The 26,174-nt window shown below is 64.9% G+C and carries 17 protein-coding genes; 12 read left to right on the top strand and 5 right to left on the bottom strand.

The window, feature by feature from the left end; translation table 11 throughout:
- The first annotated feature begins 26 nt into the window (after window positions 1-26).
- Both AC1DFR_RS13465 and AC1DFR_RS13460 read left to right on the top strand, forming a co-directional pair.
- On the top strand, window positions 27-2,747 hold the full coding sequence (locus AC1DFR_RS13465) for a PD-(D/E)XK nuclease family protein (RefSeq protein ID WP_476873598.1): 2,721 nt from the start codon (window positions 27-29) through the stop codon (window positions 2,745-2,747).
- Entirely contained in the window at window positions 2,744-5,893 is a 3,150-nt protein-coding gene (locus tag AC1DFR_RS13460; protein ID WP_476873597.1) for a UvrD-helicase domain-containing protein, read from the top strand. The genes AC1DFR_RS13465 and AC1DFR_RS13460 overlap by 4 nt, the downstream gene beginning before the upstream one ends.
- 3 nt (window positions 5,894-5,896) lie before the next feature.
- Here the strand turns inward: AC1DFR_RS13460 and AC1DFR_RS13455 are convergent, their stop codons facing one another.
- The 3 genes from AC1DFR_RS13455 to AC1DFR_RS13445 all read right to left on the bottom strand — a co-directional run bounded on the left by AC1DFR_RS13455 (window position 5,897) and on the right by AC1DFR_RS13445 (window position 8,647).
- Window positions 5,897-6,160 (bottom strand): hypothetical protein, encoded by a 264-nt coding sequence (locus tag AC1DFR_RS13455; RefSeq protein ID WP_476873596.1) that lies wholly within the window; start codon window positions 6,158-6,160, stop codon window positions 5,897-5,899.
- 174 nt (window positions 6,161-6,334) lie between these two features.
- Window positions 6,335-6,961, bottom strand: a complete 627-nt coding sequence (locus AC1DFR_RS13450) for a hypothetical protein (RefSeq protein ID WP_476873595.1) — start codon at window positions 6,959-6,961, stop codon at window positions 6,335-6,337.
- A 384-nt stretch (window positions 6,962-7,345) separates the two neighbouring features.
- Window positions 7,346-8,647, bottom strand: a complete 1,302-nt coding sequence (locus AC1DFR_RS13445) for a hypothetical protein (protein ID WP_476873594.1) — start codon at window positions 8,645-8,647, stop codon at window positions 7,346-7,348.
- 467 nt (window positions 8,648-9,114) lie between these two features.
- Between AC1DFR_RS13445 and AC1DFR_RS13440 the strand changes: the two genes are divergently transcribed.
- The 5 genes from AC1DFR_RS13440 (at window position 9,115) to AC1DFR_RS13420 (ending at window position 15,334) form a co-directional block, all read left to right on the top strand.
- Window positions 9,115-10,149 carry a LacI family DNA-binding transcriptional regulator gene (locus tag AC1DFR_RS13440; protein WP_476873593.1) on the top strand — a complete coding sequence of 345 codons (1,035 nt, stop codon included), beginning with the start codon at window positions 9,115-9,117 and terminating at the stop codon, window positions 10,147-10,149.
- A 134-nt stretch (window positions 10,150-10,283) separates the two neighbouring features.
- Window positions 10,284-11,603: an ABC transporter substrate-binding protein gene (locus AC1DFR_RS13435; RefSeq protein WP_476873592.1), complete on the top strand. Its 1,320-nt coding sequence runs from the start codon at window positions 10,284-10,286 to the stop codon at window positions 11,601-11,603.
- 79 nt (window positions 11,604-11,682) lie between these two features.
- Window positions 11,683-12,756 carry a carbohydrate ABC transporter permease gene (locus AC1DFR_RS13430; RefSeq protein WP_476873591.1) on the top strand — a complete coding sequence of 358 codons (1,074 nt, stop codon included), beginning with the start codon at window positions 11,683-11,685 and terminating at the stop codon, window positions 12,754-12,756.
- The gene (locus tag AC1DFR_RS13425; protein WP_476873590.1) at window positions 12,753-13,685 is read left to right on the top strand and encodes a carbohydrate ABC transporter permease; all 933 of its coding nucleotides are present in this window, start codon (window positions 12,753-12,755) and stop codon (window positions 13,683-13,685) included. The genes AC1DFR_RS13430 and AC1DFR_RS13425 overlap by 4 nt, the downstream gene beginning before the upstream one ends.
- Window positions 13,682-15,334, top strand: coding sequence for an alpha-amylase family glycosyl hydrolase (locus tag AC1DFR_RS13420; RefSeq protein ID WP_476873589.1), 1,653 nt, complete (start codon window positions 13,682-13,684; stop codon window positions 15,332-15,334). The genes AC1DFR_RS13425 and AC1DFR_RS13420 overlap by 4 nt, the downstream gene beginning before the upstream one ends.
- A 352-nt stretch (window positions 15,335-15,686) precedes the next feature.
- Here the strand turns inward: AC1DFR_RS13420 and AC1DFR_RS13415 are convergent, their stop codons facing one another.
- Window positions 15,687-17,420: a hypothetical protein gene (locus AC1DFR_RS13415; protein ID WP_476873588.1), complete on the bottom strand. Its 1,734-nt coding sequence runs from the start codon at window positions 17,418-17,420 to the stop codon at window positions 15,687-15,689.
- A 2,144-nt stretch (window positions 17,421-19,564) separates the two neighbouring features.
- Here AC1DFR_RS13415 and AC1DFR_RS13410 point away from each other — a divergent pair.
- Window positions 19,565-20,947 (top strand): hypothetical protein, encoded by a 1,383-nt coding sequence (locus tag AC1DFR_RS13410; RefSeq protein ID WP_476873587.1) that lies wholly within the window; start codon window positions 19,565-19,567, stop codon window positions 20,945-20,947.
- A gap of 189 nt (window positions 20,948-21,136) precedes the next feature.
- Window positions 21,137-22,030, top strand: coding sequence for a potassium channel family protein (locus AC1DFR_RS13405; RefSeq protein WP_476873586.1), 894 nt, complete (start codon window positions 21,137-21,139; stop codon window positions 22,028-22,030).
- Window positions 22,031-22,225: 195 nt separating this feature from the next.
- Here the strand turns inward: AC1DFR_RS13405 and AC1DFR_RS13400 are convergent, their stop codons facing one another.
- Entirely contained in the window at window positions 22,226-22,606 is a 381-nt protein-coding gene (locus tag AC1DFR_RS13400; protein WP_476873585.1) for a VOC family protein, read from the bottom strand.
- Window positions 22,607-22,980: 374 nt separating this feature from the next.
- On the opposite strand from AC1DFR_RS13400, the gene AC1DFR_RS13395 reads away from it, so the two are divergent.
- The 3 genes from AC1DFR_RS13395 (at window position 22,981) to AC1DFR_RS13385 (ending at window position 26,166) form a co-directional block, all read left to right on the top strand.
- Window positions 22,981-23,463: an SRPBCC family protein gene (locus AC1DFR_RS13395; protein WP_476873584.1), complete on the top strand. Its 483-nt coding sequence runs from the start codon at window positions 22,981-22,983 to the stop codon at window positions 23,461-23,463.
- A 209-nt stretch (window positions 23,464-23,672) separates the two neighbouring features.
- Window positions 23,673-24,752 carry a glycerophosphodiester phosphodiesterase family protein gene (locus AC1DFR_RS13390; RefSeq protein ID WP_476873583.1) on the top strand — a complete coding sequence of 360 codons (1,080 nt, stop codon included), beginning with the start codon at window positions 23,673-23,675 and terminating at the stop codon, window positions 24,750-24,752.
- Between the two features lie 169 nt (window positions 24,753-24,921).
- Complete coding sequence (locus AC1DFR_RS13385; protein ID WP_476873582.1) at window positions 24,922-26,166, top strand: flavin-containing monooxygenase; 1,245 nt, start codon at window positions 24,922-24,924, stop codon at window positions 26,164-26,166.
- The last annotated feature ends 8 nt before the right edge of the window (window positions 26,167-26,174 follow it).

Below are 26,174 nucleotides of genomic sequence, written 5' to 3'. Positions count from 1 at the left end.
CACCTTGATTGTCCGACCCCGCCCATATGATCGAGGAACTGTCGCTCCAACACGTCCCGGGGGATTATGTGAACGTTTTGTTTGGCCTGTATCTGGACCGCGCTCCATGGACCTACCGTGACTCCGCGCTCGGCACGGTCAGGCTTGGTCCGTTGGGGTTGGCCCAGCTCCTGCAGACCCGTCTCGGACTCACCGGACCCGATGCCCGGCACTCCACACGGATCAGGCAGTTCATGGCCCGGCTCGCGGAGCAGGACCACGCGGAAGCTTGGTTCCACGGATCGTTCTCCGTCGATCCGTGGTCCACGGCCATCGACTTGTTGAACCTGCGCGACGAACTTGTCGTCAACGGATGGTCGGGCCTCGCCCCTGACGGGTCCACCCCCAAGCTGAAGGCCCTCGCTTCACTGGAGCAGAGCAAGCTCCCCCTCGACCGGGCGTTCGCCGACTACCCGCTTGAACTCATCCATGAGCTCGAGAGCGAAGCCACAGCCCGCTGGCCGCTCGGAATTTCGCAGCTTGAACTACAGCACCCCCGCGACTCATTCCCCGCAATCTGGAACCGCCTCATCGGTGCCCTGGAGCGCCGCGGCGTGACGGTCCTGGAACCGTCCGTCCCGACGGAGCCCGTGGGCGAAGTGACCGCTCTTATCGCCAGGACCGAATGGGAAGCAGCGGAGCACACGGCCCGTTGGCTCGCGTCCGCCGGGACCACCGCAGGCAACCACGGAAAGGATCGCTCCGCCGTCGTCGCCTCCACGAGCACCGCGCTGCTGGACCAGGAGCTGCAGCGCCGCGGACTGCCACGAATCGGTGTCAGCAGCCGTTCCCGGTGGCGTGCCATGGACCAGATCATTCCACTCTTCTTCACCGTCATCTGGGGACCGGTGGACGTCCAACTGCTTGGCGAGTTCCTCAACCTCCCCGTCAGCCCCGTCAGGCGCAGAGCCGCCCGGCATCTCCTCCGCGCCCTCGCCGCCCAGCCCGGCACCGGCGGCGATGAATGGCTGAGCGCCCTCCAGAAGATCAGCGACGACGAGACCCTCGGCCCCGTCGTAGCGGCAGAGCTGGAGCAGCTTCTTGGAACCGGGCTGCTGACCGACGACGGAACTGTCACTGGCAGCGCCGTCGTCGAACGCGCACAGTGGCTGCGCACCCAGCTCAGCCGCCGCGTGCAGCTCTACCCGCAGCTCGAATCCGTGCTCCGTCAGCTCAATGAATTTACGGCCCTGATCGACGGTCCGGAACCGGTAACCCGCAAGACGATCGCACGAATCCTGGAATCCGTCATTCCCGCCAGTGCCAGTCCCCTGGCCGGCGGCGAGGCGGCGCCGTGGGTTACGCTGCACAGCCTCGGTGAACTGTGCGACGACGTCGACACGCTCGTCTGGTGGGGGTGCCAGGATGACGGCCAGGTCCGGGCCCACCACTGGAACGACGCCGAACGCCAGGCCCTGCTCGGCACCGGCGTCGTCCTGCCGGATCCTGCTGCCCTGGCAGAGCTGGAACTCTCGGTGGCAGTGAACGCCGCGGGGCACTGCCGGCGGCTGCTGCTGGTGCGCGCCGCGGAGATCAGCGGGGAACCAACGAAGGCCCACCCGGTGCTGTCCTCGCTGGCCTTCAGCACCCTCCCTTCGCCTCTGCCCGGAACCCCGGAGGAGAACAAGAAGGCGGTGGAACACGCCATTTCGGCCTTCAGCACCACCCCCGCCGAGCTGGTGCGCGACGGTGTCTGGCGCCTCGCGGGCCGAACCGCCGCGTTGACACCGGTGCAGCCCGCTCAAACCAGGCCGGTGCCCGCATTCCATGAGCTGGGTCCCCGTCCGGAATTCATGCCGGACAAGCTCTCCTACTCGCAGCTCAGCACGTTGATTGGCTGCTCGATGAAGTGGGTCTTGGAGAAGAAGGGCCGGCTGAAGGTAGGCGACGCGCAGTCCGTGCCCACCGGGAACACCATGATCGGCGCCCTGGTCCACCGGGTCGTCGAAGAACTCTTCGGCGAGCTCTACGCCGCGAACCGCGCCGTGCCCGAGCCGGCGGAAGTCCAGGCCAAACTGGACCAACTGGTGCCGCACTACGCCTCGGAGCTGCTCCTGCCCGGCCGCGGCAGCAAACTCGCCGGCCTCCGGCCCATTATCGAGAACTCGGTCATCAAGCTTTTCCAGACCCTGCAGACGCAAGGGGTCTACATCCGCGCCACTGAGCACGAGTTCAGCAAGCCGGCCCTGTTCAACGTCAACGGGACGCAGCTTGAAGTCACGGTCTCCGGCTACATCGATGTCCTGGCCGCGGACCAGCACGCCGAACCCGTCGTGATCGACCTCAAGTGGACCAACCGTTCGAAGTACCGCCGCGAAGAAATCACCCAGGGGGACGCCATGCAGCTTGCCCTCTACCACTGGGCCCTGGACGACGGGCCGGACCCCATGTCCACCGTCGCCGACGACGCCGCGATGTCCTACTACATGCTCAAGCAGGGCGAGTTCGCCTCGACCAGCACCCTCTTCGGCCCGGCCCTGGCCAGCCCCGCGTCCAGCCGGAGCACGTGGCGGCGATCGGTCCGCGCCGCCGAATTCTCCATCTCGGAAGTGGTCGGCGGCCGCGTCCTGGCGGCCGGACGTCAGGAACTGGGCTCGTCCGATGAGCAGCGGGACACGGCAACGGCAGACGGCCGGCTTTACCAGAAGCCGCCCTGCAACTTCTGCGACTTCTCCGCACTCTGCGGCCTCAAGGGGGACCTGTCATGAACCACGCACTGAACAACGTCAGCATGATCACGGCCAGCGCCGGCACCGGCAAGACCTACAGCCTGATGGGCGAAATTGCCCGGGCCATCAACAGCGGCACGAAGCCCAGCCAGATCCTGGCCACCACCTTCACCAAGAAGGCCGCCGCCGAACTAATCGACCGGGTCCAAGCCGAACTCTTCGGCCAGGAGCGCCCCGATGCGGCCCGCCAAATGTCCATCAGCATGGTGGGCACCGTCAACAGCGTCTGCAGCCGGCTGCTCCAGGAATACGCTGTCGACGCCGGGCTGTCGCCGGCCCTGCAGGTCATCGCCGAAGACGAACAGCTCCGGATCTTCCAGCTCGCCACGGATGCCGTGTTCGCAGATTTCACTCCGCGAATCCAGCCTCTCGCCCGCCGGCTGGGACACGACGGCGAAGCCGACATCCGGGGCACCGACACCGACTGGCGCAAGGTCGTCCGGGACATCACGGATGCCGCCCGCAGCAACAGGATTGCCCCCTCGGCGCTGACGCACTCCGCCGCGGCGTCATGGCAGGGACTGCAGCAGGTTTTGGGTCCGGCCGGCCTTGACGACCGCGCAACGTGGTCCAACCAGCTCCTCCAGGGGCTGATGAGCCTTCGCGGGCTGGCCGCTGAGATCGCCGAGTCCGGCAAGACTCCACCGAAGAACCTCTTGGCCTCGATCGCCCTGCTGGAGCCGGTCCTGACCCATGCGTCGCCGGAGGAAGCTCCTTGGCGTTTCTGGATCGAGGCGGCCGGCGTCTCCAACGCAAACGCCAAACGGCAGCTGGAGAGCTACATTTCAGCGGTCGACGTCGGTCTGACCTCCAACCCGTCTTTCCAGACCGAGCTGCGGGAATTCACCGAATTGGTGTTTGCCTGCGCCGCTGCCAGCCTGGACCGGTTCGCGGACTTCAAGCGGCAGTACGGGCTCATCGACTATGTCGACCAGGAAACGCTGGTGCTGGACCTGTTAGAACACAACCAAGGGTTCCGCGACTCCATCTCCGGACGCATCAAGTTCATGGTGGTCGATGAGTTCCAGGACACGAGCCCGCTGCAACTCCAGCTATTCACCAGGTTCGCTGAGCTGGTGGACAAGGTGGTCTGGGTGGGCGACTCCAAGCAGGCCATCTACGAATTCCGCGGCACCGACCCGGAGCTGATGAAGGCCGTGGCCGCCCGGGTTGAGAGCAAGACCCAGCTTCATGATTCCTGGCGGTCCAAGGAAGCCGTCATTGACCTCTCCAACGCGATCAGCCTCGCCATGTTCCCGGAGCTCGCCGAGGACGAAGTTCGTCTGACGGTCCCCAAGGCCCGCCGTGATGAATCCCATCCCAAGAACGCCGTGGGGGGAGCCCGGGAGGCATGGACACTGGCCGCGAAAACCGCGCCGGAGCAGCGGCGGGCGGTCGCCGCCGGCGTCGTGGATCTCATCGAGCGAAGAGGCTTTAAGGGGTCCGACGTCGCCGTCCTCGCCCGGTCAAACGACGCCGTGGCGGCCATTGCCGCGGAGCTGGCCGCGCTCGGAGTCAAGGCAACCACCAACACCTCCTCGTTGTTCGCCGCACGGGAAATCCAGCTGGTCCGCGCCGGGATGGCCTTCGTCGCGTCCGACGACGACACCGTGGCCCTGGCTGAGCTGGCGCACCTGCATCCTGACCATCCCCAGTTCGGTCGCTGGGTCCCGGCCCTGTTCGACGCCGAGGAGCCGACATTAGAGCTCCAGCGCTGGGCAGGCGACCCGCTGGTGTCCGGCTTGGTTGAGCTCCGCGACTTGGCCAAGCTCTGCACGCCGACCGAGATCATGGAAGAGGTCACATCCCGCCTCGGGATGGCCCGGCTCATCAAAACGTGGAGCAACCCAGGAACCCGGCTCAAGAATCTGGACGCGCTGCGCTCCCTGCTGGAGCAGTACTACGAAGCTTGTGCCGCCCTCAGCAAGCCTGTGACGCTGAGTGGGTCGCTCAAGTTCCTCGCAGACGCCGACAGCACCGGCAGCGAGAACTTCGGTGACGACGTCGTGAACGTCCTGACCTACCACAAGGCCAAGGGCCTGGAATGGCCCGCCGTCGTGCTGGCCAGCCTCGACACCGACGTCGTGGCGAAGCCGTGGGGCGTGGCGGTTGAAGGCGTCGACGAGATTGACGTCCGCGATCCCCTCACCGGACGCTGGATCCGCTTCTGGACTTGGCCGTTCGGCGCCAAGGGATTCAAGCCCCTGTCGGGAGTTGCGGACTCCTCGGCGGTCGCGCAGCGGGTTCTGGCACGGCGCCAGGCCGACTCGGCGCGGGTGCTGTACGTGGGCCTCACACGCTCCGTCAGCGTGACCTGCCTGGCGGCCGCCAAACCGGCCCCGGCTTCGCTGAACTCGCTCGGGACCGGCACGATTGTGGAGTGGACTGAGGGAGAGGGCAACGGAGGCACCTTGACTGTTCAAGGTCGCGGCGACGAACAGACTCTCCGCGTGGATGCGTTTAGCTACGAGCCCGCGGATGGACCGGCCGATGCCGGTGACGACGCCAAGGTGGAGTACGAGGACGGTCTGACCGTCGTCGGGCAGGTTTCGCATAAACCTGCCCGGGTAACCGCCAGCTCTTTGGAGAGCTTCGGCTTTGCCGCCGACGTCACCGAGGCAGCCGTCCTGGGCCCGCAGCTGATCCCCCACGGCGCCTCCAACTGGGACCAAGTGGGTTCCGCCATTCACGGATACTTTGCTCTGCCTCTCGGCGAGATGGATGTCTCCGTCCGGCTCAGAGCCGCGCAGCGGCTCCTGGACCGCTGGGGCGCCTCCGCCGCCGTCGAGCCGGGTGTCGTGGTGGAAGCCGGTGAACGGATGCTCGCGTTCTTCGCCCGGCACTACCCTGGCGCGAAGGTCACGACCGAGCAGTCGGTTGCCTGGCGGAACGCTGACAATCAGCTCATGGAGGGGTGGATCGACCTGCTGCTAGAGACCTCCGCCGGGTACGTGCTGGTGGACCACAAGTCGTATCCGGGCAAAGATCCCATCGGGCACATCAAGGACAAATACATCGGCCAGATGCGAGGGTATGCCCAGGCGATCGAGTCCATCACCGGCCGGCCCGTCGTCGAAACGCTAATCCACATGCCGGCGCTGGGGAAGATGTTCAGGATCGCCTGAACCTCACCACCAGCGGTGACGGCACTCCGGGTTCTGGCACGCCCATTTGGGTATGCCGAATTCGACCTTGCCTGTAGCGGGGTAGATGCGCTCTTCTTGCATGATCACGCAGCCCGCGAACTCCGTCTTCGGCATCTCTTCGCGGGCAGACGGCATGATCATGCCGTAGGCAATTCGCCAGGCCTCGCTGCCGCACACAGGGCACTTCCGCGAGACTGCGCGCTTCGTCTTCGATTTCGGGCCGGAGATCGTTTCGTCGGGATTCATGGAAGCAATGTAAGTCGCCGCTCCGACAGAAAGGGGCACGTTACGCAGTGGCGAGGCTGGTGGGTTTCTCATTCAGCCGGTTCGCCGGGTTACTCCGGCGCAATAGTCACCGTTCCGGACATAGTAGCCATCCTCACCGCGGGTCAATGCGCGAGGACTTGGCGTTGCAGGTATTTACTCTGCGAACTCAAAGTCGACGGTGATTTCGGGATCGACGCTTGCGATGATTCCGGTGTAGAACACCTTGGCCTGCTCTTTCAGCGCTGCTGCGTTTTGGGTGACGTACTTCTGCTTGTTTTGGTCGCTGAGAACGTTGTTCATCATGCGAGTTTGAACGGCTGGGGCCGCCAGCATGCCAAGCGGGTTGGAGCTCTCGAGGGCGTCCTCGAATTTGGGCTCGTCAAAGCCGATGCCAATAAATTGAGGGATGGTCACCCGAAACGATTTTGGGCCGGTGGGTTCGATCTTCACCTGTGACCCGTCCACGCCTAATTTTGCGTCGAACTTGTACTGAATGAGCGTGGTTTTCTCACTCGCGGGTATAGCAACGCCGAGAATCTCTCCGTTACTTTCATGCCTCGTGACACCCTCGATGTGAAGACTAAGCAGGGCGACCTCTTGCACGCGCGTGACGGCCTGAACCACCTGGGAATCACGTTCGCTGGAGCTGCTGCTCAACAGGGACTTGAGGGCGAGGGCGTTGAGACCACCGGATGCGAATGCGGCGGCCGCTCCCCCAACCAGCAGCACGATGAGCAGCATGACGGGCCAAAGCAGAACGCGTGCTTTGAAGAATTTCATGACTGCTTTGAAAAAGTTCACGACGATTCAGTCTCCAGTTTCGTTCGACGTCGATACCCTCAGAATTCTGCGGGGTTGAACGGCCACGACAGATCGCCGTGTCAAGTCCCCTCGAACCATATATGTATGCAAGGGCCAGCCGATAATGGCGCGCCCACCGGTTTTAGAAGTTGCGGGTGCGAGCTTATGCGCGTGTGCCCTCCACACCGTGACGCGGCTAAGCCGTCCGATGGGATAGGGCTTCTCCACGATGAACCAGCCGGATAGTTCCCTGCATGTCTAAGGAGCCCGACACAGTTCAGTGATTCTGGACTGCACCGCTTACTGGACGGAAGGGCTCTCAACTCCACCGCGTTCCGCAGCCGCGCAACCTCCGGGTTAGTTCTAGACCGCTTCCTCACTGCCGGTCTCAGACCCGCCCGACGCCTGTTCGACGCGCTTCTTCCGTTTGAACAAACCTGCCACGCTCCCGCCGAAGGTGCCTGCCGTACCGGCGATGGCGTCACCGACGCCCTTGACCGCTGTGAGGGCCTGGGGCTCATCCGGGATTCCGTCCCCGTCGATGTCTACACTCCGGAACGCGCGCGATACCGTGTCTGCCGCGGTTGCCACGCCGGCGCCCACTGCCACGGCGCCCGTTGCGACGCCGCCTCCGACTGTGTTGGCAGTGCCAGCAATCCAGTTACCAGTCAACTTCGCGGCGTCTTCCATTGCGGCGAGTGCTCGGTTCTGTTCGAACTCGCTGTCTTCGGAGTTCAGGTAATCCTTCGCATTGACCGCAAGATGTTCGGGGAACATATCCGGGGCATCGGCGAACGCTGCCCGGGCTGCCATGACGACTTCGCGACCGAACACGAAGCGCGTCACTCCTCCCGCCAAGGCTCCAACGCCGTATTCAATCGTTGCCTGCTGCTTTCCACTCAAATTTTCTCGCACGACGTCCAGCTGACCCGTCTCCATGGTCCGAACCAAACTCTGCGCGGCGCCTCCAGGGAGGGTGTCCGCGAGCGTGTTCGCCCAGTGCGACCAGTCCGTGCGTCCAGCAGCGATCTTATTGCCAACGCCGACAACGCCTTCAGACGACGCGCTCGATATGTCCGTCGCCATCGTTGCGATCTGCTTCTGGCTAACGCGTTCGTTCGAGAGTCCGTAGACAAGGGCGAGGGCCTGGTCTTTGTCGAGGTCCATTCCGTGAATATCGGCAATAGCGAGCGCGAAAACCGCGGTGATCTCGAACTGCAACTGCTCATCGCCTGCGGGAAGGAGAGCAGCGGCTCGCTGTGCACCGTTCTTCGCAGTACCCAGCGCCATGTTCTTTGCGGCCTGTTTCGCAGCACTCTTTGCGGCAAGTTTGACGGCTTCCTTGCCAGTCTTCTTGGCAGCCTGTTGGCCCGCACTCTTCATGCCAGCTGCTGCCGCCCCGACTCCAGGAATCATCGCGATACCAATATCAGCCGCGATAGCTCCGGCGCTGATGAGGGCACCAGCAGTGGTGATCGAGGTTCCGTAGTGACGTTCCAGCATCTGGATCACCTCGGCGGGCGTTGCGTCCGGATGCCGCCGCCGGAGCCGCATGACGTACTTACGAGCGATCGAATGACGAGCACTTACCGCCTTCGCAATGTCACGCGTGGCGTCCTCGCCGACGAGCTCCGCTTCCAACGTGATGCTCTCGATGTTGGTCATCGCATACTCCTCTGTGGTTGCACCTCACCTAGAGGTGTGAACGCGGCTGAAAGGTGAGAATCCGCCAGTGCCGCCTTGGATCTCTGGTGATTGTATTCATGGATCCTGGCTTGGCAGTTCGCGGCGCGGTCAAACTCCTCGACCAAGTGACTCCTACCTGACAAAACCCTGTTGGCCGGGGCAAACGCGATTGTGGTCGTGTCGGAAAGTGGGCGGGAGCTTCAGGCGGCCGGTGAATCGGGGCCATGAAGCCCTCCGCCCCGCGCTTGCAGTAAGACGCCGGCAACGAACTTGGGTGCCGCCGTCGTGCTGGCGGCCGGCACCGTTTACGAAACGCAACGCGATCCCGCACCCACCCCCTACTGTTGATCCTGCAAGGAACGAAACCGTTTACGTAAACCGTTTTCCGAAACCGATTACGTAACGCGGGCAGCAGACAACAAGGACACCCTCAGGGAGGAGGAACAGTGGTCACCATCCGCGATGTCGCCAAGCACGCCGGCGTCTCTCCGGCCACCGTTTCCCGAGTTGTCAATGGGCTGGTGGGCTACTCCGACGAGACCCGGGAACGCGTCGAGACTGCGGTCAAGAGCCTCAGCTACGAAACGGACTACCTCGCCCGGGGCCTCAAGACCCGGCAGACCTCCGTGATCGGGCTCCTCGCCCCCATGGTTTCGGACGCCCTGGCCTCTCAGGTCATGCAGGGCGTGGAGGAGGAAGCGCAGGAACGCGGCTACGCCGTGATGCTCGGCCGCACCGGAGCCAAATCCGCCTACATCGCCGGCTATCTCCGGACCCTGCGCACCTACCGGGCAGCCGGCGTCATCCTCATCTCCGCGGTGATCACGCCGGAGACCAGGCAACTGCTGGGGCCCAACGTCCCCATCATCTCCGTCGCCATCAGCGACAAGTCGGGCTCCCCCAGTGTGGCCATCGACGACGAGCAGGCAGCCTACGACGCGACCCGTCATCTGTTGCGGCTCGGCCACCGGCGGATCGGCCTGCTGACCGGGGATCCGGCGTCGGTCTACGTCGCCCAGCCCCGGAAGCGCGGCTACCTCCGCGCCATGACCGAGGCCAGCTGCACGCCGGTCACCGCCACCGGCAGTTTCTTCTACGAAAGCGGCGCCGCCGGCGCGGACGAACTGCTGCAGCAGGAGCCCGGCCTCACCGCCATCTTCGCGATGAGCGATGAGATGGGCGCCGCCGTCGTCAATGAACTGCAGCGGCGCGGCCTCCGGGTGCCGGAAGACGTCTCCGTCCTGGGCTTCGACAACACCTCCACGTCCCTGCACGTGAACCCGCCGCTGAGCACCATGGCCCAGCCGCTCGAGGACATGGGACGGATGGCCGTGAAGAAGCTGCTCCGCTCCCGCGACCTGGGGCCGAAGATCATGCCGCACCGGCTGATCGAGCGCGGCTCCACCGCGCCCCCGAATCCAGTCCCCGCCAAACCAGCTCCGCCCGGCGGACACGCCGGCGAACCGGTCCTGGTCAGCTAGCCAAGACCCCAAACCCACCACCCACGGCGGCAGCCGGCACTCCCCTGTGCCACCAGGCAACCCGCCGCGATTCCGCATGCACCAAACCACCCGCACCACCCGACTCGCACCACCAAGAAAACAAGGAGCAACACATGAGGCAGCGCCGCCGCACCTGGCAGACTCTTCTCGCCACCACCGCATCCCTGACCGTCGCCGCCGTCGCCATCACGGGCTGCGGCGGGACCGCCACGGAAGCCAAGAGCGCCCCGAAGGCCGCCGCGTCCTTCGAGGGCAAGGGGCCCATCAACTACGTCTCCAACCGCGACGCCTCCGGTGCCGCGAACAAGAGCATCGAGGAATGGAACGCCGCCCATCCGGAGGAGAAGGTCACGTTCATCGAGCTGCCGGACTCCGCGGACCAGCAGCGCCAGCAGCTCATCCAGAACGCCCAGATCAAGTCGGACACCTTCAGCGTGCTGAACCTGGACGTCGTCTGGACCTCCGAATTCGCCGCCAACAAGTGGATCCTGCCGCTGCCCGCGGACGCGATCCCCACCGACAAGATGATCCCCGCCACCGTCAACGCCGCGACGTACCGGGACACCCTGGTCGGCGCCCCGTACTACACCGACGGCGCGCTGTTCTACTTCCGCTCGGACCTGCTCAAGGCCGCAGGCATCGCCGCCCCGCCCAAGACCTGGGACGAAATGAAAACCGCCTGCAAGGCCATCCTGGCCCTCCCCCAGGCCGCGGGCATGTCCTGCTACGCCGGCCAGTTCGACAAGAACGAGGCCCTCACGGTCAACTTCTCCGAGGCCGTGGCCTCCGCCGGCGGCACCGTGGTGGACGCCGACGGCAAGCCCACCGTCAACACCCCCGAGGCCAAGAAGGGCCTGAACCTTCTGGTGGACGGCTTCAAGGACGGCCTCTTCCCCTCCGACGCCATCACCTACCTCGAAGAGCAGGGCCGCCGCGCGTTCCAGGACGGCAAGCTCGTCTTCCTGCGCAACTGGCCCTTCCTGCACGCCTCCCTCAGCGCCACGGACGGCTCCAGCAAGGTGGCCGGCAAGTTTGGCATCACCTCCATCCCCGGCACCAACGGCCCCGGCGTCTCCACCCTCGGCGGCCGCAGCCTCGCCATCTCCCCGTTCACCGCCAACAAGGCCACCGCCCTGGAGTTCATCAAGTTCTTCACCAGCGAGGAGCAGGCCAAGAAGCGCCTGGCGCTGTCCTCCCGCGCCCCCGCGTACGCCTCGCTCTACGCGGACCCCGCCGTCGTCGCCAAGCGCCCGTTCTTCCCCACCCTGCTGACCTCCCTGAACAACGCCCAGCCCCGCCCCAAGGTGGTCCAGTACGGCGCCACCACCAAGGCCATCCAGGAAGAGGCGTACGCGGCCATCACCGGCAAGAAGGACACGGACACGGCCCTGAACGACATGCAGGCCAAGCTCACCGAGCTCTCCGCCAAGTAATTCCGCCCCATAGCAACAGCTTGGCCGGCCGGTTCACCCCGGCCGGCCCGGCAGCTGCAACCCCAGTGAGGTTCCCAGAATGACGACGACGACCGCCCCGCCCGCCGGCGCGCAGACCGGCACGCCCCAACCAGCCAGCCCGCGCACACGCGGCAACCGCGGCAACCGCACGCCCGGCGAAGGCCGCATGGCCGCGCTGCTGCTCTCCCCCACCATCCTGGTCCTGGCCCTGGTGATCGTGTACCCGCTGCTGGCCGCGGTGCACCAGTCCCTCTACCGCGCCGAATCCGGGCTGGACGCGGACGGCTTCGTCGCCGACGTCGAATCCTTCGTGGGCCTGGCCAACTACGCTGACCTCTTCGTCGGCGAAACCGGCCGGCGCTTCCTCAACGCGCTCGGCAACACCACCTTCTTCACCATCACCACCGTGTTCCTCGAGACCGTCCTTGGCCTCTGCCTGGCCCTGGCCATGAACCGCGCCTTCCGCGGCCGGTCCTTCCTGCGCGCCAGCATCCTGGTCCCCTGGGCCGTCCCCACCGCCGTCTCCGGCCTGCTGTGGCGCTGGATCTTCCAGTCCGACGGCATCGCCAACACCCTGCTCGGCAGCGAAATCCTCTGGACCGCCGAGGGCAACGCCTCCCGCGCGGCCATCATCATCGCCGAAGTCTGGAAGACCGCCCCGTTCATCGGGCTGCTGGTCCTCGCCGGCATGCAGGTCATCCCCGGCGAAGTTTACGAAGCGGCCAAGATCGACGGCGCCGGCTGGTGGCGCCAGCTCGGCTCCATCACCCTCCCGCTGGTCAAGCCCACACTCCTGGTGGCCGTGCTGTTCCGGATGCTTGACGCGCTGCGGATGTTCGACCTGCCCTTCGTGCTGATCGGTCCGGGCAAGGAATCCGTGGAAACCCTCTCCATGCTGGCCTGGGACGAGTCCAACCAGCTCCGTTATGGCTCAGCCTCCGCGTTCGCGATCATGCTCTTCCTGTACGTCGCCGTCGTCGCGATCGTCTTCGTCAAGGTGCTCGGCGCCGACGTCACCGGCGCCAAGGAACTGAAACTGATCTCGAAGAAGTCCCGCACCAAGGCAACCCGCACCCAGACGAACACTGACCAGGCAATCTCCGAACAGAAGAAGGCCGAGGCCACCCGATGACCATCTCTGACCTCCGCAACGCCGCCACCGACTCCGGTGCCACGGGGGCCGCTGGCGCCGTCGCGCCCGACGCAAGCGCCGCCGTCGGCCGCCCCGAAAAACCCAAGCGCACGTGGCGCTCCTACAGCGTGTACCTGGGCCTGGCGCTGATCTTCGCCTACTGCCTGGCGCCGTTCTACTGGATGCTGGTCTCCAGCCTGCGCCGCACCGCCGACATTTTCGACAACACCCTGCTGCCGGCGCCGTTCTCGCTGGAGAACTACGCCAAGGTGTTCGACGGCTCCACCATGTTCGGCCAGGCCCTGCTGAACTCCCTGATCGTGGCCGGCACCACCACGGTGTTCGCGCTGCTGCTCGGCGTGTTCGCCGCCTACGCGATCTCCCGGCTGAACTTCCGCTTCAAGTCGGTGCTCCTGGGCGTGATCATCGCGACGTCGATGTTCCCCGGCATCTCCGTGGTGGTGCCGCTGCTGCGCCTCTTCACGGACCTCGGCTGGATCAACACGTACCAGGCGATGATCGTGCCCAGCCTGTCCTTCGCGATCCCGCTGGCGGTCTGGAACCTCACCACATTCATGAAGGCCCTGCCGTTCGACCTCGAGGAAGCCGCGATGATCGACGGCTGCACCAAGTGGCAGGCGTTCCGCCGGGTTCTGCTGCCGCTCGCCGCGCCGGGCGTCTTCACCACCGCGATCCTGACCTTCATCCACAGCTGGAACGAATTCATCATCGCGCTGTCCATGATCAACGACCCCAAGATTCAGACCGCCACGGTGGCGATCTCCAAGTTCACCGGCGCCACCGAATTCCAGGCGCCCTTCGGCGAGCAGATGGCCGCCGGCGTGATCGTGACCGTACCGTTGGTCATTATGGTGCTGATCTTCCAGCGACGGATCGTCGAAGGCCTCACCGCGGGCGCGAGCAAATGAGCGCTGTTCCGCACGTGGGCCCCGTCGAGGAAACCGCCCTCACGCCCGCCCCCGACTGGTGGCAGTCCGTCGTCATTTATGAGGTCTACCCGCGCTCGTTCGCCGACGGCGACGGAGACGGCGTGGGCGACCTCGCCGGCCTCATTGCCCGGCTGCCGTACATCGCCGCGCTCGGCGTCGATGGCATCTGGATGACCCCGTTCCAGCCCTCCCCGCAGGTGGACCAGGGCTACGACGTGACCGACTACTGCGGCGTGGACCCGCTGTTCGGCACCATGGAACAGTTCGAGTCACTGCTTTCCAAGGCGCACGCGCTGGGCCTGCGGATCCTGCTCGACGTCGTCCCCAACCACTGCTCCTCGGAGCACCAGCTGTTCCAAGCGGCCCTCGCGGCCGGCCCGGGCTCGCCGGAGCGGGACATGTTCCACTTCGTTGAAGGCTCCGGCGACGACGTCCCGCCGAACAACTGGCAGAGCGTCTTCGGCGGCCGGGCCTGGAGCCGCGCCAATCCGGATTCGGTGACGGATAAGGACTGGTATCTGCACCTGTTCTCGGCCGGCCAGCCGGACTGGAACTGGCGCAATCCCGCCGTCGGCGATTACTTCGACGGCGTGCTGCGCTTCTGGTTCGACAAGGGCGTGGACGGGCTGCGGATCGACGTCGCGCATGCGCTGTTCAAGGCCGACGGGCTGCCGGACTCGCCCTCCACGGGCGGGGTGGTGGACGGGCTGCGGTCCAACCCGCAGGTCTCGGACCAGGAGGACGTCCACGAGGTCTACCGCCGCTGGCGCACGCTCGCCGAGAAGTATGAGCCGCATCGGCTCCTGGTGGGTGAGGTCAATCTAGAGCCCGCCCGCGCGGCCCGCTACACACGGGCCGATGAGATGCAGCAGGCCTTCGCGTTCGCGTTCGTGAAGCTTGGCTGGGATGCGGAGGCGTGGGCCGCCGTCGGCAACGAGCTCGAAGCCGCCCGGCAGCTCCACGGCGCCGCCCCGACGTGGGCACTGGAAAACCACGACATCGTCCGCTCCGTCACGCGCTTCGGCGGCGGCGAGCTGGGCAGCGTCCGGGCGCGAGCTGCTCTAGTGGCTTTGTTGGGACTGCCCGGCGCCGCGTACATCTACCAGGGCCAGGAGCTGGGCCTGCCCGAGGTCGACGTCCCGGTGGAGGCACGGGTGGATCCGATGTGGGCACGCGGCGGTGTCTGCCGCGACGGCGCCCGCGTCCCGCTGCCGTGGACCGAGGACGCCGGGCTGAACCATGGGTTTGCGCTGGGTGAGCCCATAACCGAGCCGGCGCCCAAACCAGTGGCAGCGCCCTGGCTCCCGCAGCCCGCGGGCTGGGGCCGCCACGCCGTCGAACGGCAGCAGCAGGATCCGCAGTCCACCCTGAACCTGACCATGGCGGCGCTGGAGCTGCGGCGACAGTTGTGGAAGAACGAGATCTTCACCGTGGACGACGGCGGCAAGTGGCGGGTCGAGGCCGGAAACCTCCTCATCTGCGAACGCAACGAGCACTTCCACGTCGCTGTCGCGATGGGAACCGAGCCGGCCAAACTCCCCGCCGGGACGGTGCTGCTTAGCGGCGAACCGCTGGCCGAAGACGGCTGGCTGCAGCCGAACAACGCGGTGTGGGTGCTGCGCGACTGAGGCTGCCGTCACTTTCTGAGGCGTCGAGCCTTCGGGACCTCTGGGAATGCGTTTGCGCTGACAGTAATGAATGCGCTGCCCTTTGTCGGCACCGACAAGGGGCAGCCGCGCTCGCCGACATAAAACGCGATATAAGTCGGCCGTTGGCTCGGATACGGCTTGGGTAGGCCCCACGGAGTTTCAGTGTGAGCCGCTCACTTTTTTGCCCGTGCACTAGGTCTCCCGGGGGCCAGAGTCGAACCGCGGCAGGTCCCCGAAGGGGCAACCCGCCGAGACTTGGTTCGTCGCAATCATTGGCCAGCAGTCGAATCGGCGCAAGCTGGGCTAGCCCTTGGATACAGTCCCGGCGTTATCAGATCCAAGTTCGATAAGGGAGCGACGTCTTTTTAACTGTGGTGTAACCGGTTTTGGATGCGGAGACCCGGACGGTGATGAGTCGCTCGTACCAGAGATCGTCCCAGTCAGGGGTGAAAGTCGCGGCAGTTGCCCCGATGACGGGCACGCCGTCACGGTACCACTGGTAGCGGAGCGTCACCGTATCCGGAGACCAAGCACCGGGGTACACGGTGAGGGTGGAAAAGAAAGCCGAGCCACCGGAAATGATTGGATCAGGTCCCACCAGACCCATAGTCACCGTTGCCGTAGCGGTTGAGGTTTTGGAGCGACTGGTGTATCCGGTCTGTGATCCTGTGACCTTGACCGTCAGGACCTTCGTGAGGTCGGCAACGGTGGGCTTGTAGGCGGCTGTATTCGCGCCCACGATGGCCACTCCGGACCGGTACCACTGGTAATGAAGGGTGACAGTTGCGGGTTCCCAAGTGCCTGTGCTCGCCGTCAGCGTGGATCCCACCCTGGCGTAGCCGGTGACCGTCGGGGTTGCCGAAACCAGCGAGCCCTTCGCCACTGCAGCGGTCGCGGCGGAGACCTTGGTCGAGGTGAAGTACCCCGCTTTGGTGCCGGTGACGGTGACGGTGACGGTCTTGCCGACGTATGCGGCGGTGGCTTCGTAGGTGGAGAGGTTTGCTCCGGGGATAACGACGCCGCCTGCGTACCACTGGTACGTCAGTGCCACGGGTGCTGGGCCCCAGAGTCCGGTGAGCGCCGTGAGGGTCGAGCCAACTTTCGCGGTGCCCACGATTGTCGGAACGGCCACGGCAAGTGAGGCCGCGGGCACTCCCGCCGTTGGGGCGGAAGTCACGGAGGCGGTGGTGTAGCCATTCTTGGTCCCAGTGACTTGTACGGTGAGAGTTGCGCCGGCGTCGTTTAGGGCAAGCATGCGCGTCGCTGTGGTAGCTCCGATGATGGCTACACCCGAGCGGTACCACTGATACTTGAGAGTCACCGGGGCTGGGGCCCAGGTTCCGGGGTTGGCCGTGAGTGTGGACCCAACCTTGGCGGTCCCAATGATCGTGGGAAGGGCCGTAACCAGGGACGCCTTGGCCACCGGCCCGGTTGGGACGGAGCTCATGACGGCGGTGGTGTATCCGGGCCTTGACCCGGTGACCTGGACAGTAAGGGTGGACCCTGCATCGTCAGCGGTGAGCAAGCGCGTCGCTGCTCTCGCCCCGGTGACGGGCATCCCGGAGCGATACCACTGGTATGTGAGTGCACCCGGGGTTGGTGTCCACGAGCCGGGGTTAGCGGTGAGTGTGGATCCGACCCTGGCAGTGCCGGTGATCGTCGGGGCAGCCGTAATCAAGGAAGCCTTGGCCACTGCCGCTGTTGGGGTGGAGGTCATGGCGGCTGTGGTGTAGCCGGGCTTGGTACCGGTGACCTTTACGGTGAGAGGGGCGCCGGCGTCGGTGGCCGTGAGCGTACGCGTCGCCGTGGTGGCTCCGGCGATGGGTACGCCGTCACGATACCACTGGTATTGAAGCGTCGCCGGGGTCGGGGACCAAGTGCCGGGATTCGCTGTGAGAATGGAACCGACCATGGCTGTGCCCGTGATCTTTGGAGTTGGAGCGGCGCTGAATGGGCCTGCCGTCACAGCTGCCGTTGCGGCGGATTTCTTAGACAAGATCGTGTAGCCAGGCTTGGATCCGGTGATCTGGACCGTCATCGTTTCGCCCACATGGTCGGGAGCCAAGACTAATGTGGCTCCTGTAGCACCAGACACCGCAATGCCGTCGGCTAACCACTGATATGTAAAAGTGCTGCCCGTGGTCCAGATCCCGGTTGTAGCGCTGAGCGTCCGGCCGACCATGGGCGCGCCGGAAATCGCCGGCGTGCTGCCGGTCAGCGTAACTAGTGTGTGGATCAAAGGATCCGAAGGAGTGGTCCATTCGCCCCAGCCGAGCTGATTCCGTGCCCGCACACGAACTGTGTAGGTGCCGGCGGGAAGATCGTTTAGTGATGCTTCCGTGGTGGACGTACGGATTGTGCGCACGCCAGCGGATCCGGAGATCTCGGCTTCATATTCCAAGACCCCGAGCATGTCGTAGTGCGCCGCCCAGACAGCCGTGAGGGTTCCTTCGCTTGAACGCAGGTCGGGTCGCTTCCCTCGCAGCGGGCGGGTTGCCACCATATAAGTGCCGCCGTAGGAGAGACCGGAGCTGTTTCCATTTGCATCGGCGAGTTCACGGATCCAATACGTCTTGGTGCCTCGCCAATCGTTATCAGGGCTGTACTTTGGGTACTCGAAGTTCCCAACAAAGATTCCCAAGTTGGGGTGGATGGACGCATTTGGGAAAGCCGGGCCGTTGTAGAGATCCCCGATCCTTATTGTGGCGTCGGCTGGAATGCCCACTCCCGGATCCTCCGCATTCACAGTAACGGTCGCTCTCCCCGGTCCATCAGTTATGTCCACGATCGTTCTATTCAGTGAGGACTTCACCGTTGGTGGAGTGTTGTCTGCAACAGAGACAACGTTCAGGTAGGTCCCGATGCTGTTGAAAGCGTCATCTGGTTGATATCGGTTGCCCGCACTATCGACGATGCGTGGCCAGAAGACCCAATCGCCGGGGTAGATTCCCTCCGAAAAAGTGAAGGTAGTTTCGTAGATCCCCTTGAATCGGTCACCCGAAACCAAAGTCATCGATTGACCGGAGACAGGATCTGCCCCTCCCCGGTTGGCCGACGCAGGCTCCAACGAGGGGGATCCAATTGCCAGCCCGGAACCTTGGTCCTCAACTTCGAGCCGGACGGTGACCTGCTGAGGCCCATCAATAACGTCAACATGATCGGGCGAAATCCACGTATTGAGAATCAGAGGGCCTTCGGTGTCCTGGACGGCAGCGTCCGCAGGCATGACGCCGGCAGAAGCAAACGCCATGGTGGCCGCGATGGCTGCGGCCAGACGCCGCGTCCACCGTGAGCAGGTTGCAGCACAGCAGGACTTGGACATATGACCCCCAGATTTAGTGAAACAACTTCAACATTCAACGTTCAGCTGAGAGAACTATGCCATGGCGAGAACCGCGGCAACGACCGCCGGCTGACGACCCGCCGGACAGCCCCGTCCCTGACGGAAGACGGTGGGCAGCGCGGGCAACGGGATAGCGAAAAGGCAGTTGGACCCTCCTGAGTGCACCGGCACCGTGGATGAGTTCATTTAGGGCCTTGGCCCTGGTCGTGGAACTTCGCGACGATGAGGTCCTAATCGCCGCAGCCGTTCTCTCTCTCGTGCGCGTTGACGGCGCTGTGCCCACGCCGCACGGTCAGTTCCACCAGCCCGGGTTCAATATTGTTGATGGCCTTCGCCGCCCAAACGAACAGTAAGTGCCAAGTCCGCTGGCCGCAGGCCTGACAGTTGAAGGTTCATGTGTATGATTCACGTGTCTGCCTTCTTGCAGGCATCACACAGCTCTTTGCGGCAACACTCTGGGGGAACTCATGCGCGTCTTCGATCGGGCCCGGACCTTGGTGATACTAATGGTCGCTGCCTTTCTGTTCGGAACGCTGGGACTCATATCCGCAGCTCCGGCACGAGCATCGGACATGACAGGGCCAGTGCTTGTAAGCCAGTCAGTTACAACGCCCAACCTAAATCTCTTCATTGGGCCAGCCACGATCAATATCACTATCCATGCAGTCGATGCGACGGGTGTGGATACGCCTACCATGATTGCCAGCTGGGTCAACCCGGACCCGTTGTCGTGGGACATTGGTCAGAGGCAGGGCTTTGGCCCGATGACCCTGGTTTCCGGAACGATCAAGGACGGTATTTGGAAACACACCATAACCATTCCGCAGGGGGCTGCGACCGGGCAATGGGATGTGAAACTCTACCCTTTGACTGACACCTGGGGCAACGGATCCCCGTGGTTCCAGACGCTGAAAACTGTCAGGGTAACCGATGAAGCCCCTCCGACCCCAGTAACCCCGGCCGCAGTGACGTTCAATGAAAAGGAAGGCACTACTGGGGATACGTTCGCGATCCCGTCCAAGTCCGGCGTCGACTACCTCATCGACGGCAAAGTCCTCTCTGCCGGTACGTACCCGGGAACGGGCAAAGTGACGGTGACCGCAAAGGCGCGGACGGGCTATGTGCTGACCCCGAATACCTCCTCCTCATGGACGTGGACGTTCAAGGGCCTTCTGGTCGGGGCAACGCCGACTATCTCCGGCGCCGGCCAAGTCGGCTCCACCCTAACGGCCAACACCGGCAGCTGGAGCCCTTCTCCTGTCACCCTCGGATACCAGTGGTACCGCGCGGGCGTTGCCATCGCCGGCGCTAACGTGGGCACATACACCCTGGCCGCGGCCGACGCCGGACGCACCATCACCGTAGGCGTCACCGGCTCCAAGGGGGGCTATTCGACGGTCACCAAAAATTCGGCACCCACCGCAGCAATTGCCCCGGGCTCCTTCACCGCGCCGGTACCTACAATCGCCGGCACGCCCCGGGTCGCACAGCCGCTCACGACGACTCTGGGCAATTGGGCACCGTCGCCGGCATCCTTCCGGTTCCAGTGGTACCGCGCCGGCGTAACCATCGAGGGGGCCACCGCCGCCACGTACACTCCCACCGCTTCCGACGTCGCGGCGACCCTAAGTGTCATGGTGACGGCGTCCAAGTCCGGCTACAGCACCCTTTCCAAAACGTCCGCCCCGACGACGGCCGTGGCCAAGGGTTCGCTCACCCGGTCCACTCCTACGGTCACAGGGACCCCGATGGTCGGGAGCGCCCTCACGGCCGCCCCCGGAACTTGGGGACCGGGCGCAGTTACACTCCGATACCAGTGGTACCGCTCCGGTGCCGTAATCATCGGTGCCAACGCCGCCACCTACACTCCCGTGGCGGAGGACCTGGGCACGGTCCTCACGGTCAAGGTCACCGGGTCCAAGACCGGCTTCACCACCTTCTCCCGGACCTCAGCCGCCACGGCTGCTGTGGTCAAGGGATCACTGGTCAGGGCCACGCCCACCGTCACCGGGACCGCCAAGGTGGGGTCCACCCTCACCGCTAACTCCGGCGTTTGGGGACCAGTACCAGTCACGCTCCGTTACCAGTGGTACCGAGCCGGCGTTGCAATCACCGGCGCCAACGCCGCTACTTACAAACCCACCACAACAGACGTAGCGAAGACCCTCACCGTCAAGGTGACGGGGTCCAAGCCGGGCTACACAACGTTCTCCCGAACGTCCGTTCCGACTGCCGCCGTGGCTAATTAGCGCGTCATATTCGCCCGACTACGACCACCGCGATCGCAAGGAAACCCCGCCAGCCAAAAGGTACTGGCGGGGTTTCCGTGTATAGATTGAAGCGGCCAGATGCCGGGCCGCCCGTCGGGGACTAACCTGCGGGCCCGTTGCCCGGACCGTGTGGCTGCTCCTCAAATAATGCCGCCTCTAAGATGAGGCATGGACTTCGAGGACACGCTCTGGACGGTTCTGGGGGCCGGGCTGGTTCTGCTGATGCTCGTTGACGTCTTTCGTACGCTGCTTTATCCGCACGGTTCCGGTCCTCTGGGGCGGGCGATCATGCGCGGATTCTGGCTTGTATCGAGAAAACTGCGGGGCCGGGGCTCCTTCATCGCAGCACCCTTGGCGATGGCCGCTGTCATTGGCGCCTGGGCGGCCTTGGCGGCCATCGGCTGGGCTCTGCTATACCTGCCCCATCTGACGGACGGTTTTGTTTACGGAGCCGGGGTTCCAGTGCGGGCCGACTTCGCCGAAGCCCTCTACATCTCCCTGGTCACTCTTTCCACCGTGGGGTTTGGCGATATCGTGGCAACGCAACCACTGCTCCGGCTGGTTGTCGCCCTCGAGGCCGTCACCGGATTCGGCTTGCTGACAGCAACGGTCACTTGGATCCTGCAGACTTTCCCGGCCCTGAACCGCCGCCGGGCCCTGGCCCACCAACTGACCCTGTTCCGGGAGGCTGCAGGTCCGGCAGGTGTCTTGGCCATGGATCCCAGTCACGCTGCCGGGCTGTTGGAGGCAATTGCCGGAAACGTGGCCACGGTGAGCATCGACCTGCTTGCGTTCCACGAAACCTACTACTTCCGTGAAATTGAGCAGCGCGGCTCCCTCCCCGCCACGGTGGCTTACGCCCAGGAGCTGGCATCCCAGGCCCAGCGCAGCGAGAACCCTGAACTGCAGTTCGCCGGACGGATGCTCCACGCGGCGCTGGACGGACTCGCGGAGGTCCTCCGAGGCAAATTCGGCCATTCCGGAGCCACATCTTCCGACGTGTTCGACAGCTACGAGCTGCACCACCGGCACCGGCGGCCGGGGGATCGGCACCCGAACTAGCGTGCCGATAGCCGCTACTGCGTACCCGGCCGTTCTGACCGCGCTCTTCGCCCTGTCCAGCGGCGACGTCTGACTCGAGGCCGGCCAGCCCCACGCTGAAACCGGATCCCGCTTTGGTGGCGGGGTCCGGTTCTCTCCGGCTTCGTAGCCGGAGGCAGCGATGCAATGCGTCCTTGATCGGGGCCAGACTCCGGCCTACGCGCGCTGCGAGATGTTGAAGATGTTGTCCTCGCTGTCCAGGAACCAGGCTGCCTTCCCCCAGGTTGCAGTGGCGACGCCGTTCTCCGTCTTCAGGCCGGGAAAATCGTAGTCTTCAAAGACGACGCCGCGGCTCCGCAGTTCTTCCATCTCGCGTTCCAGATTGTCCGTTTCCCAGCCGATCTGGGTGTTCTTCGCGGTTCCGGCATTCTCTGTCTGGTAGACAAGGAAGCGGGTTCCCTGCCCGCAGCTGTACATGACACTGCCCTCTTCCATGGACTCGGAGGGTTCGATTCCCAGCTTGTCCCGGTAGTACTCCTTCGCCCTGTTGATGTCCTTCGCGGGGAGGACAGCGATGATGTTTGAATCCTTGATCATGATGATTCCCTTCAGTGCGTTGATGACCGCAGCGATGGCGTAGCTCCCCCCGGTTTCGGTCCCCGGAATACTTGTCCGGAGCCCGTGACCGCCCCTTGCGCCGAGCCGGGGCAGCCACCTGGGACTCTTCAACGCCGCGCCACCCATCACCAGCGCGAAGGGCCCCCGAAGCTTATGTGGTCATTATGGACCGATTTGGACTTGCGGAAGTAGGGGTGACCGGCATTGGGCTGAGGGGCGCTCTTCGAACAGGGAGCTGCAATGCGCCGTTCCAACAGGCCGTGACGGAAAGGAAGCTGCTGACGCTTGCGGCGTGACGGGCGGCGGCCGCCGGTCCACTTCCGGCAGTGGCCCCACGATGCCAGAGTTGAAGGATGAATGCGGAGTCCGTTAATGAGGCAACGGGGAATGAGGAAACTGGCGGCCTGGTCCTGAACCTGGAGTGCACGCTCGCTGCTCCCCCGGATGAAGTCTTCAGGATGCTGACGGAACCGGCCCAGCTGGTGAAGTGGTGGGGTCCGCACGGCTTCATCATCCCTATAGCGGAAGTCAACCTCGCCGAAGGCGGCCGCTACCGATTCAGCATGACCCCACCGGACGGTGAACAGTTCCACCTCTCCGGCGAGTTCCTGGAGATCGATCCTCCTTGGCGACTGGTGTACACCTTCCGCTGGGAGGAACCGGCGCCGGACGACCGGGAGACCGTCGTCGACCTTTCACTCGGGGGTACGGGCGAAGGCACGCGCCTGGTGCTTTCGCAGGGACCGTTCCTGACGGACGAACGCCTCGAACTGCACCGCAACGGGTGGACCGAGTCGTTCGAGAAATTGCAGGCGGTCCTGGGTGGCGGCACCTAAGGAAGCCTGAGCCGCCGCGGAGTTCCTGCAGGGTGATGATCCGTCCTAAACACGAAGGGTTTTTCGCGTCTCCAGGCCCGTCGCCCTGCCCGGTTTCCTCGTGTTCACTCCCGGTCCAGATCTCCGCACACAACAGTCCATCTCACCTCCCTAGGGTGGTCGGGTCGCCGGCACGACGCCGGTAACGTCACCCGGGAGGAACCATCACCATGCGCACACCCCTGACTGCCGTGGCCGCCGCCGCGCTTATCGCCTCGCTGGCGAGCCCCGCCGTCGCCGCTTCAAACCCCGAAGCCGGCTCACCGTCGTCGAACGCCGCCACAACAAAGGCCGCAGAGGCAACAACGGCAATCAAGACCAACGAGAGCAACGGCTCCTTTGACCTGCAGGCGCACCGCGGCGGCCGCGGCGAATGGACCGAGGAATCGCTGGCCGCGTTCGCCAACTCGCTGAAGCTCGGCGTCACCACGCTGGAGCTGGACACCCACCTGACCACCGACGGCAAGGTGATCGTCTGGCATGACGACACCATCCAGGCGGACAAGTGCCGCGACACCGCGCCGGCGACTCCCGGCGACGCGCAGTACCCTTACGTCGGTGACCGGGTGGCCGAGCTGTCGCTCGCGCAGATCAAGACCCTGGACTGCGGGTTCACCCAGCTCAAGGGGTTCCCGGAGCAGGACGTGGTGAAGGGCAACCGGATCGCCGAGCTCAAGGACGTCTTCCAGCTGGTCCGCGACGCCGACGCCAAGAAGGTTCGCTTCAACATCGAAACCAAGGTGGAGGACGGGAAGTCCGGCGGCGAGGGCATGGTGGCCCTGACCAAGGCCGTGGTCACCGAGATCTACACCGCCGGCATGGCCGGGCGCAGCACCGTGCAGTCGTTCGACTGGTCCTCGCTGAACCTGACCAAGAAGATCGCCCCGCAGCTGCCGCTCGTCGCCCTGTCCAGCGGCGACGCCTGGCTTGAGGTCGGCAAGCCCGGCGCCAGCCCCAACCTCGGCGGCATCGACATCGACACCTATGGCGGCTCGCTCGCCAAAGCCGCGGCAGCCCAGGGCTACGACGTCATCTCCCCCACCTTCAGCTCCGTCACCCCGGGCATGATCAAGGAAGCCCACGAGCTCGGCCTGCCGGTCATCCCTTGGACCGTCAACACCACGGCGGACATGACACGCCTGATGGACCTCGGCGTGGACGGCATCATCACCGACTACCCCACGCGCCTGCGCACCGTTCTGGACGAGCGCGGCCTAAAACTCCCCAAGGCCTACCCGGCTATGAGCTAGCACCTCGATAGACGGGGCGGCCACTGAAGTGGCCGCCCCGCCGTCGTCTTAACCCCTACGCCTGGACCCAGACCCGGCGTAAGCTCCTCGCATGGAGGCCTCCGCGGGCCAGGATTCTCCCGGGATCGTGCTCCTCGCGCATGTTCACTGATCGAGGTGGTGGGCGGAAATGGACGCTGAAGTGGACACGCTCGTTGTGGGCGGAGGCCAAGCGGGTCTGGCCGTGAGCTACTGGCTCGACCTGGCCGGCGTCGCGCATCAGGTACTGGAACGGCGCGCCGCCCTGGGCGGTGCCTGGCAGGACCGGTGGGATGGGTTCTACCTGAACACCCCGAATTTCTCGCTGTCGCTGCCGGGCATGCCCTTCTCCGGTCCGGACCCGGACGCCTTTATGCCGCGCGATGCCGTGGTGGACTATTTCCGGCACTACGCGGAGGCCATCGGCGCGCCGGTCCGCACCGGCACGGACGTCACGCGCATCGCCGCCGCGGACAGCGATGCCTTCGACGTGGAAACAACCCAGGGCAGCTGGCGGGCGCGCAACGTGGTGCTGGCCACCGGCGGCTTCCAGAAAGCGAAAATCCCCGCGTTGTCCGCACGGTTGCCGGGGCACATCGTGCAACTTCACACCGACGAGTACCGCAACCCGGGCCAACTGCCGGACGGCGCTGTGCTGATTGTGGGCACCGGCCAGTCGGGCGGCCAGATCGCCGAGGAGCTGCTGGCGGCCGGCCGCGAGGTCCATCTGGCGGTGTCCACCTGCCCGGAGGCCCCGCGCCGGTACCGCGGCAGGGACACCTTCTACTGGATGATGCAGCTCGGACTGCACGGCCCCGAGCACGGGCTGAACGGACTTTCCGTGGAACGGCTGCCCTCACCGGCGGCTCGGTTTGCCTGCAACCCGCTGTTGTCCGGCGCCGACGGCGGCCATGACATCCACCTACGGGATTTGGGCCGCCGCGGCATCCGGCTGCACGGCCACCTGGACGCAGCCGACGACGGCGACCTCGTCTTCAGCGATGACCTCGCCGAACGCCTCGCCACCATTGAGGCCGGCTTCAGCCAGCGCCTCCGACCGATGCTCGATGCGCACATTGCCGCTGCCGGGATCGAAGCGCCGGAGGCTGAACCCCGGCCGGCCGACGACTGGGTTCCCTCAGAGCCGGCGCGGCTGAACCTGGCAGCGGAGGGCGTGACGTCGGTCCTGTGGGCCACCGGATACCGGCTCGACTTCGGCATCCTCGACATCCCCGTACTGGACGAATGGAACTACCCCCGCCACAGCCGCGGCGTCACCGACTACCCGGGCCTCTACGCCGTGGGCCTGCCGTGGCTCACCGGGCACAGCTCGGCGGTCGTGGCCGGTGTGGGACGCGATGCCGAGTACATTGCCGGGCACATCGCCGGGCGCTGACAGCACCC

It is taken from the genome of Arthrobacter sp. 05T410 (assembly GCF_056396505.1).
Note: the sequence above shows the minus strand (reverse complement) of the source record. Positions and strands in the feature narration are given on the sequence as shown.

Excerpts from the sequence above, each read along its gene's own strand:
- AC1DFR_RS13465 (WP_476873598.1), top strand. The coding sequence starts at position 27 with ATGATCGAGGAACTGTCGCTCCAACACGTCCCGGGGGATTATGTGAAC.
- AC1DFR_RS13460 (WP_476873597.1), top strand. The coding sequence starts at position 2,744 with ATGAACCACGCACTGAACAACGTCAGCATGATCACGGCCAGCGCCGGC.
- AC1DFR_RS13455 (WP_476873596.1), bottom strand. The coding sequence starts at position 6,160 with ATGAATCCCGACGAAACGATCTCCGGCCCGAAATCGAAGACGAAGCGC.
- AC1DFR_RS13450 (WP_476873595.1), bottom strand. The coding sequence starts at position 6,961 with ATGAAATTCTTCAAAGCACGCGTTCTGCTTTGGCCCGTCATGCTGCTC.
- AC1DFR_RS13445 (WP_476873594.1), bottom strand. The coding sequence starts at position 8,647 with ATGACCAACATCGAGAGCATCACGTTGGAAGCGGAGCTCGTCGGCGAG.
- AC1DFR_RS13435 (WP_476873592.1), top strand. The coding sequence starts at position 10,284 with ATGAGGCAGCGCCGCCGCACCTGGCAGACTCTTCTCGCCACCACCGCA.
- AC1DFR_RS13430 (WP_476873591.1), top strand. The coding sequence starts at position 11,683 with ATGACGACGACGACCGCCCCGCCCGCCGGCGCGCAGACCGGCACGCCC.
- AC1DFR_RS13425 (WP_476873590.1), top strand. The coding sequence starts at position 12,753 with ATGACCATCTCTGACCTCCGCAACGCCGCCACCGACTCCGGTGCCACG.
- AC1DFR_RS13420 (WP_476873589.1), top strand. The coding sequence starts at position 13,682 with ATGAGCGCTGTTCCGCACGTGGGCCCCGTCGAGGAAACCGCCCTCACG.
- AC1DFR_RS13405 (WP_476873586.1), top strand. The coding sequence starts at position 21,137 with ATGGACTTCGAGGACACGCTCTGGACGGTTCTGGGGGCCGGGCTGGTT.
- AC1DFR_RS13400 (WP_476873585.1), bottom strand. The coding sequence starts at position 22,606 with ATGATCAAGGATTCAAACATCATCGCTGTCCTCCCCGCGAAGGACATC.
- AC1DFR_RS13395 (WP_476873584.1), top strand. The coding sequence starts at position 22,981 with ATGAATGCGGAGTCCGTTAATGAGGCAACGGGGAATGAGGAAACTGGC.
- AC1DFR_RS13390 (WP_476873583.1), top strand. The coding sequence starts at position 23,673 with ATGCGCACACCCCTGACTGCCGTGGCCGCCGCCGCGCTTATCGCCTCG.
- AC1DFR_RS13385 (WP_476873582.1), top strand. The coding sequence starts at position 24,922 with ATGGACGCTGAAGTGGACACGCTCGTTGTGGGCGGAGGCCAAGCGGGT.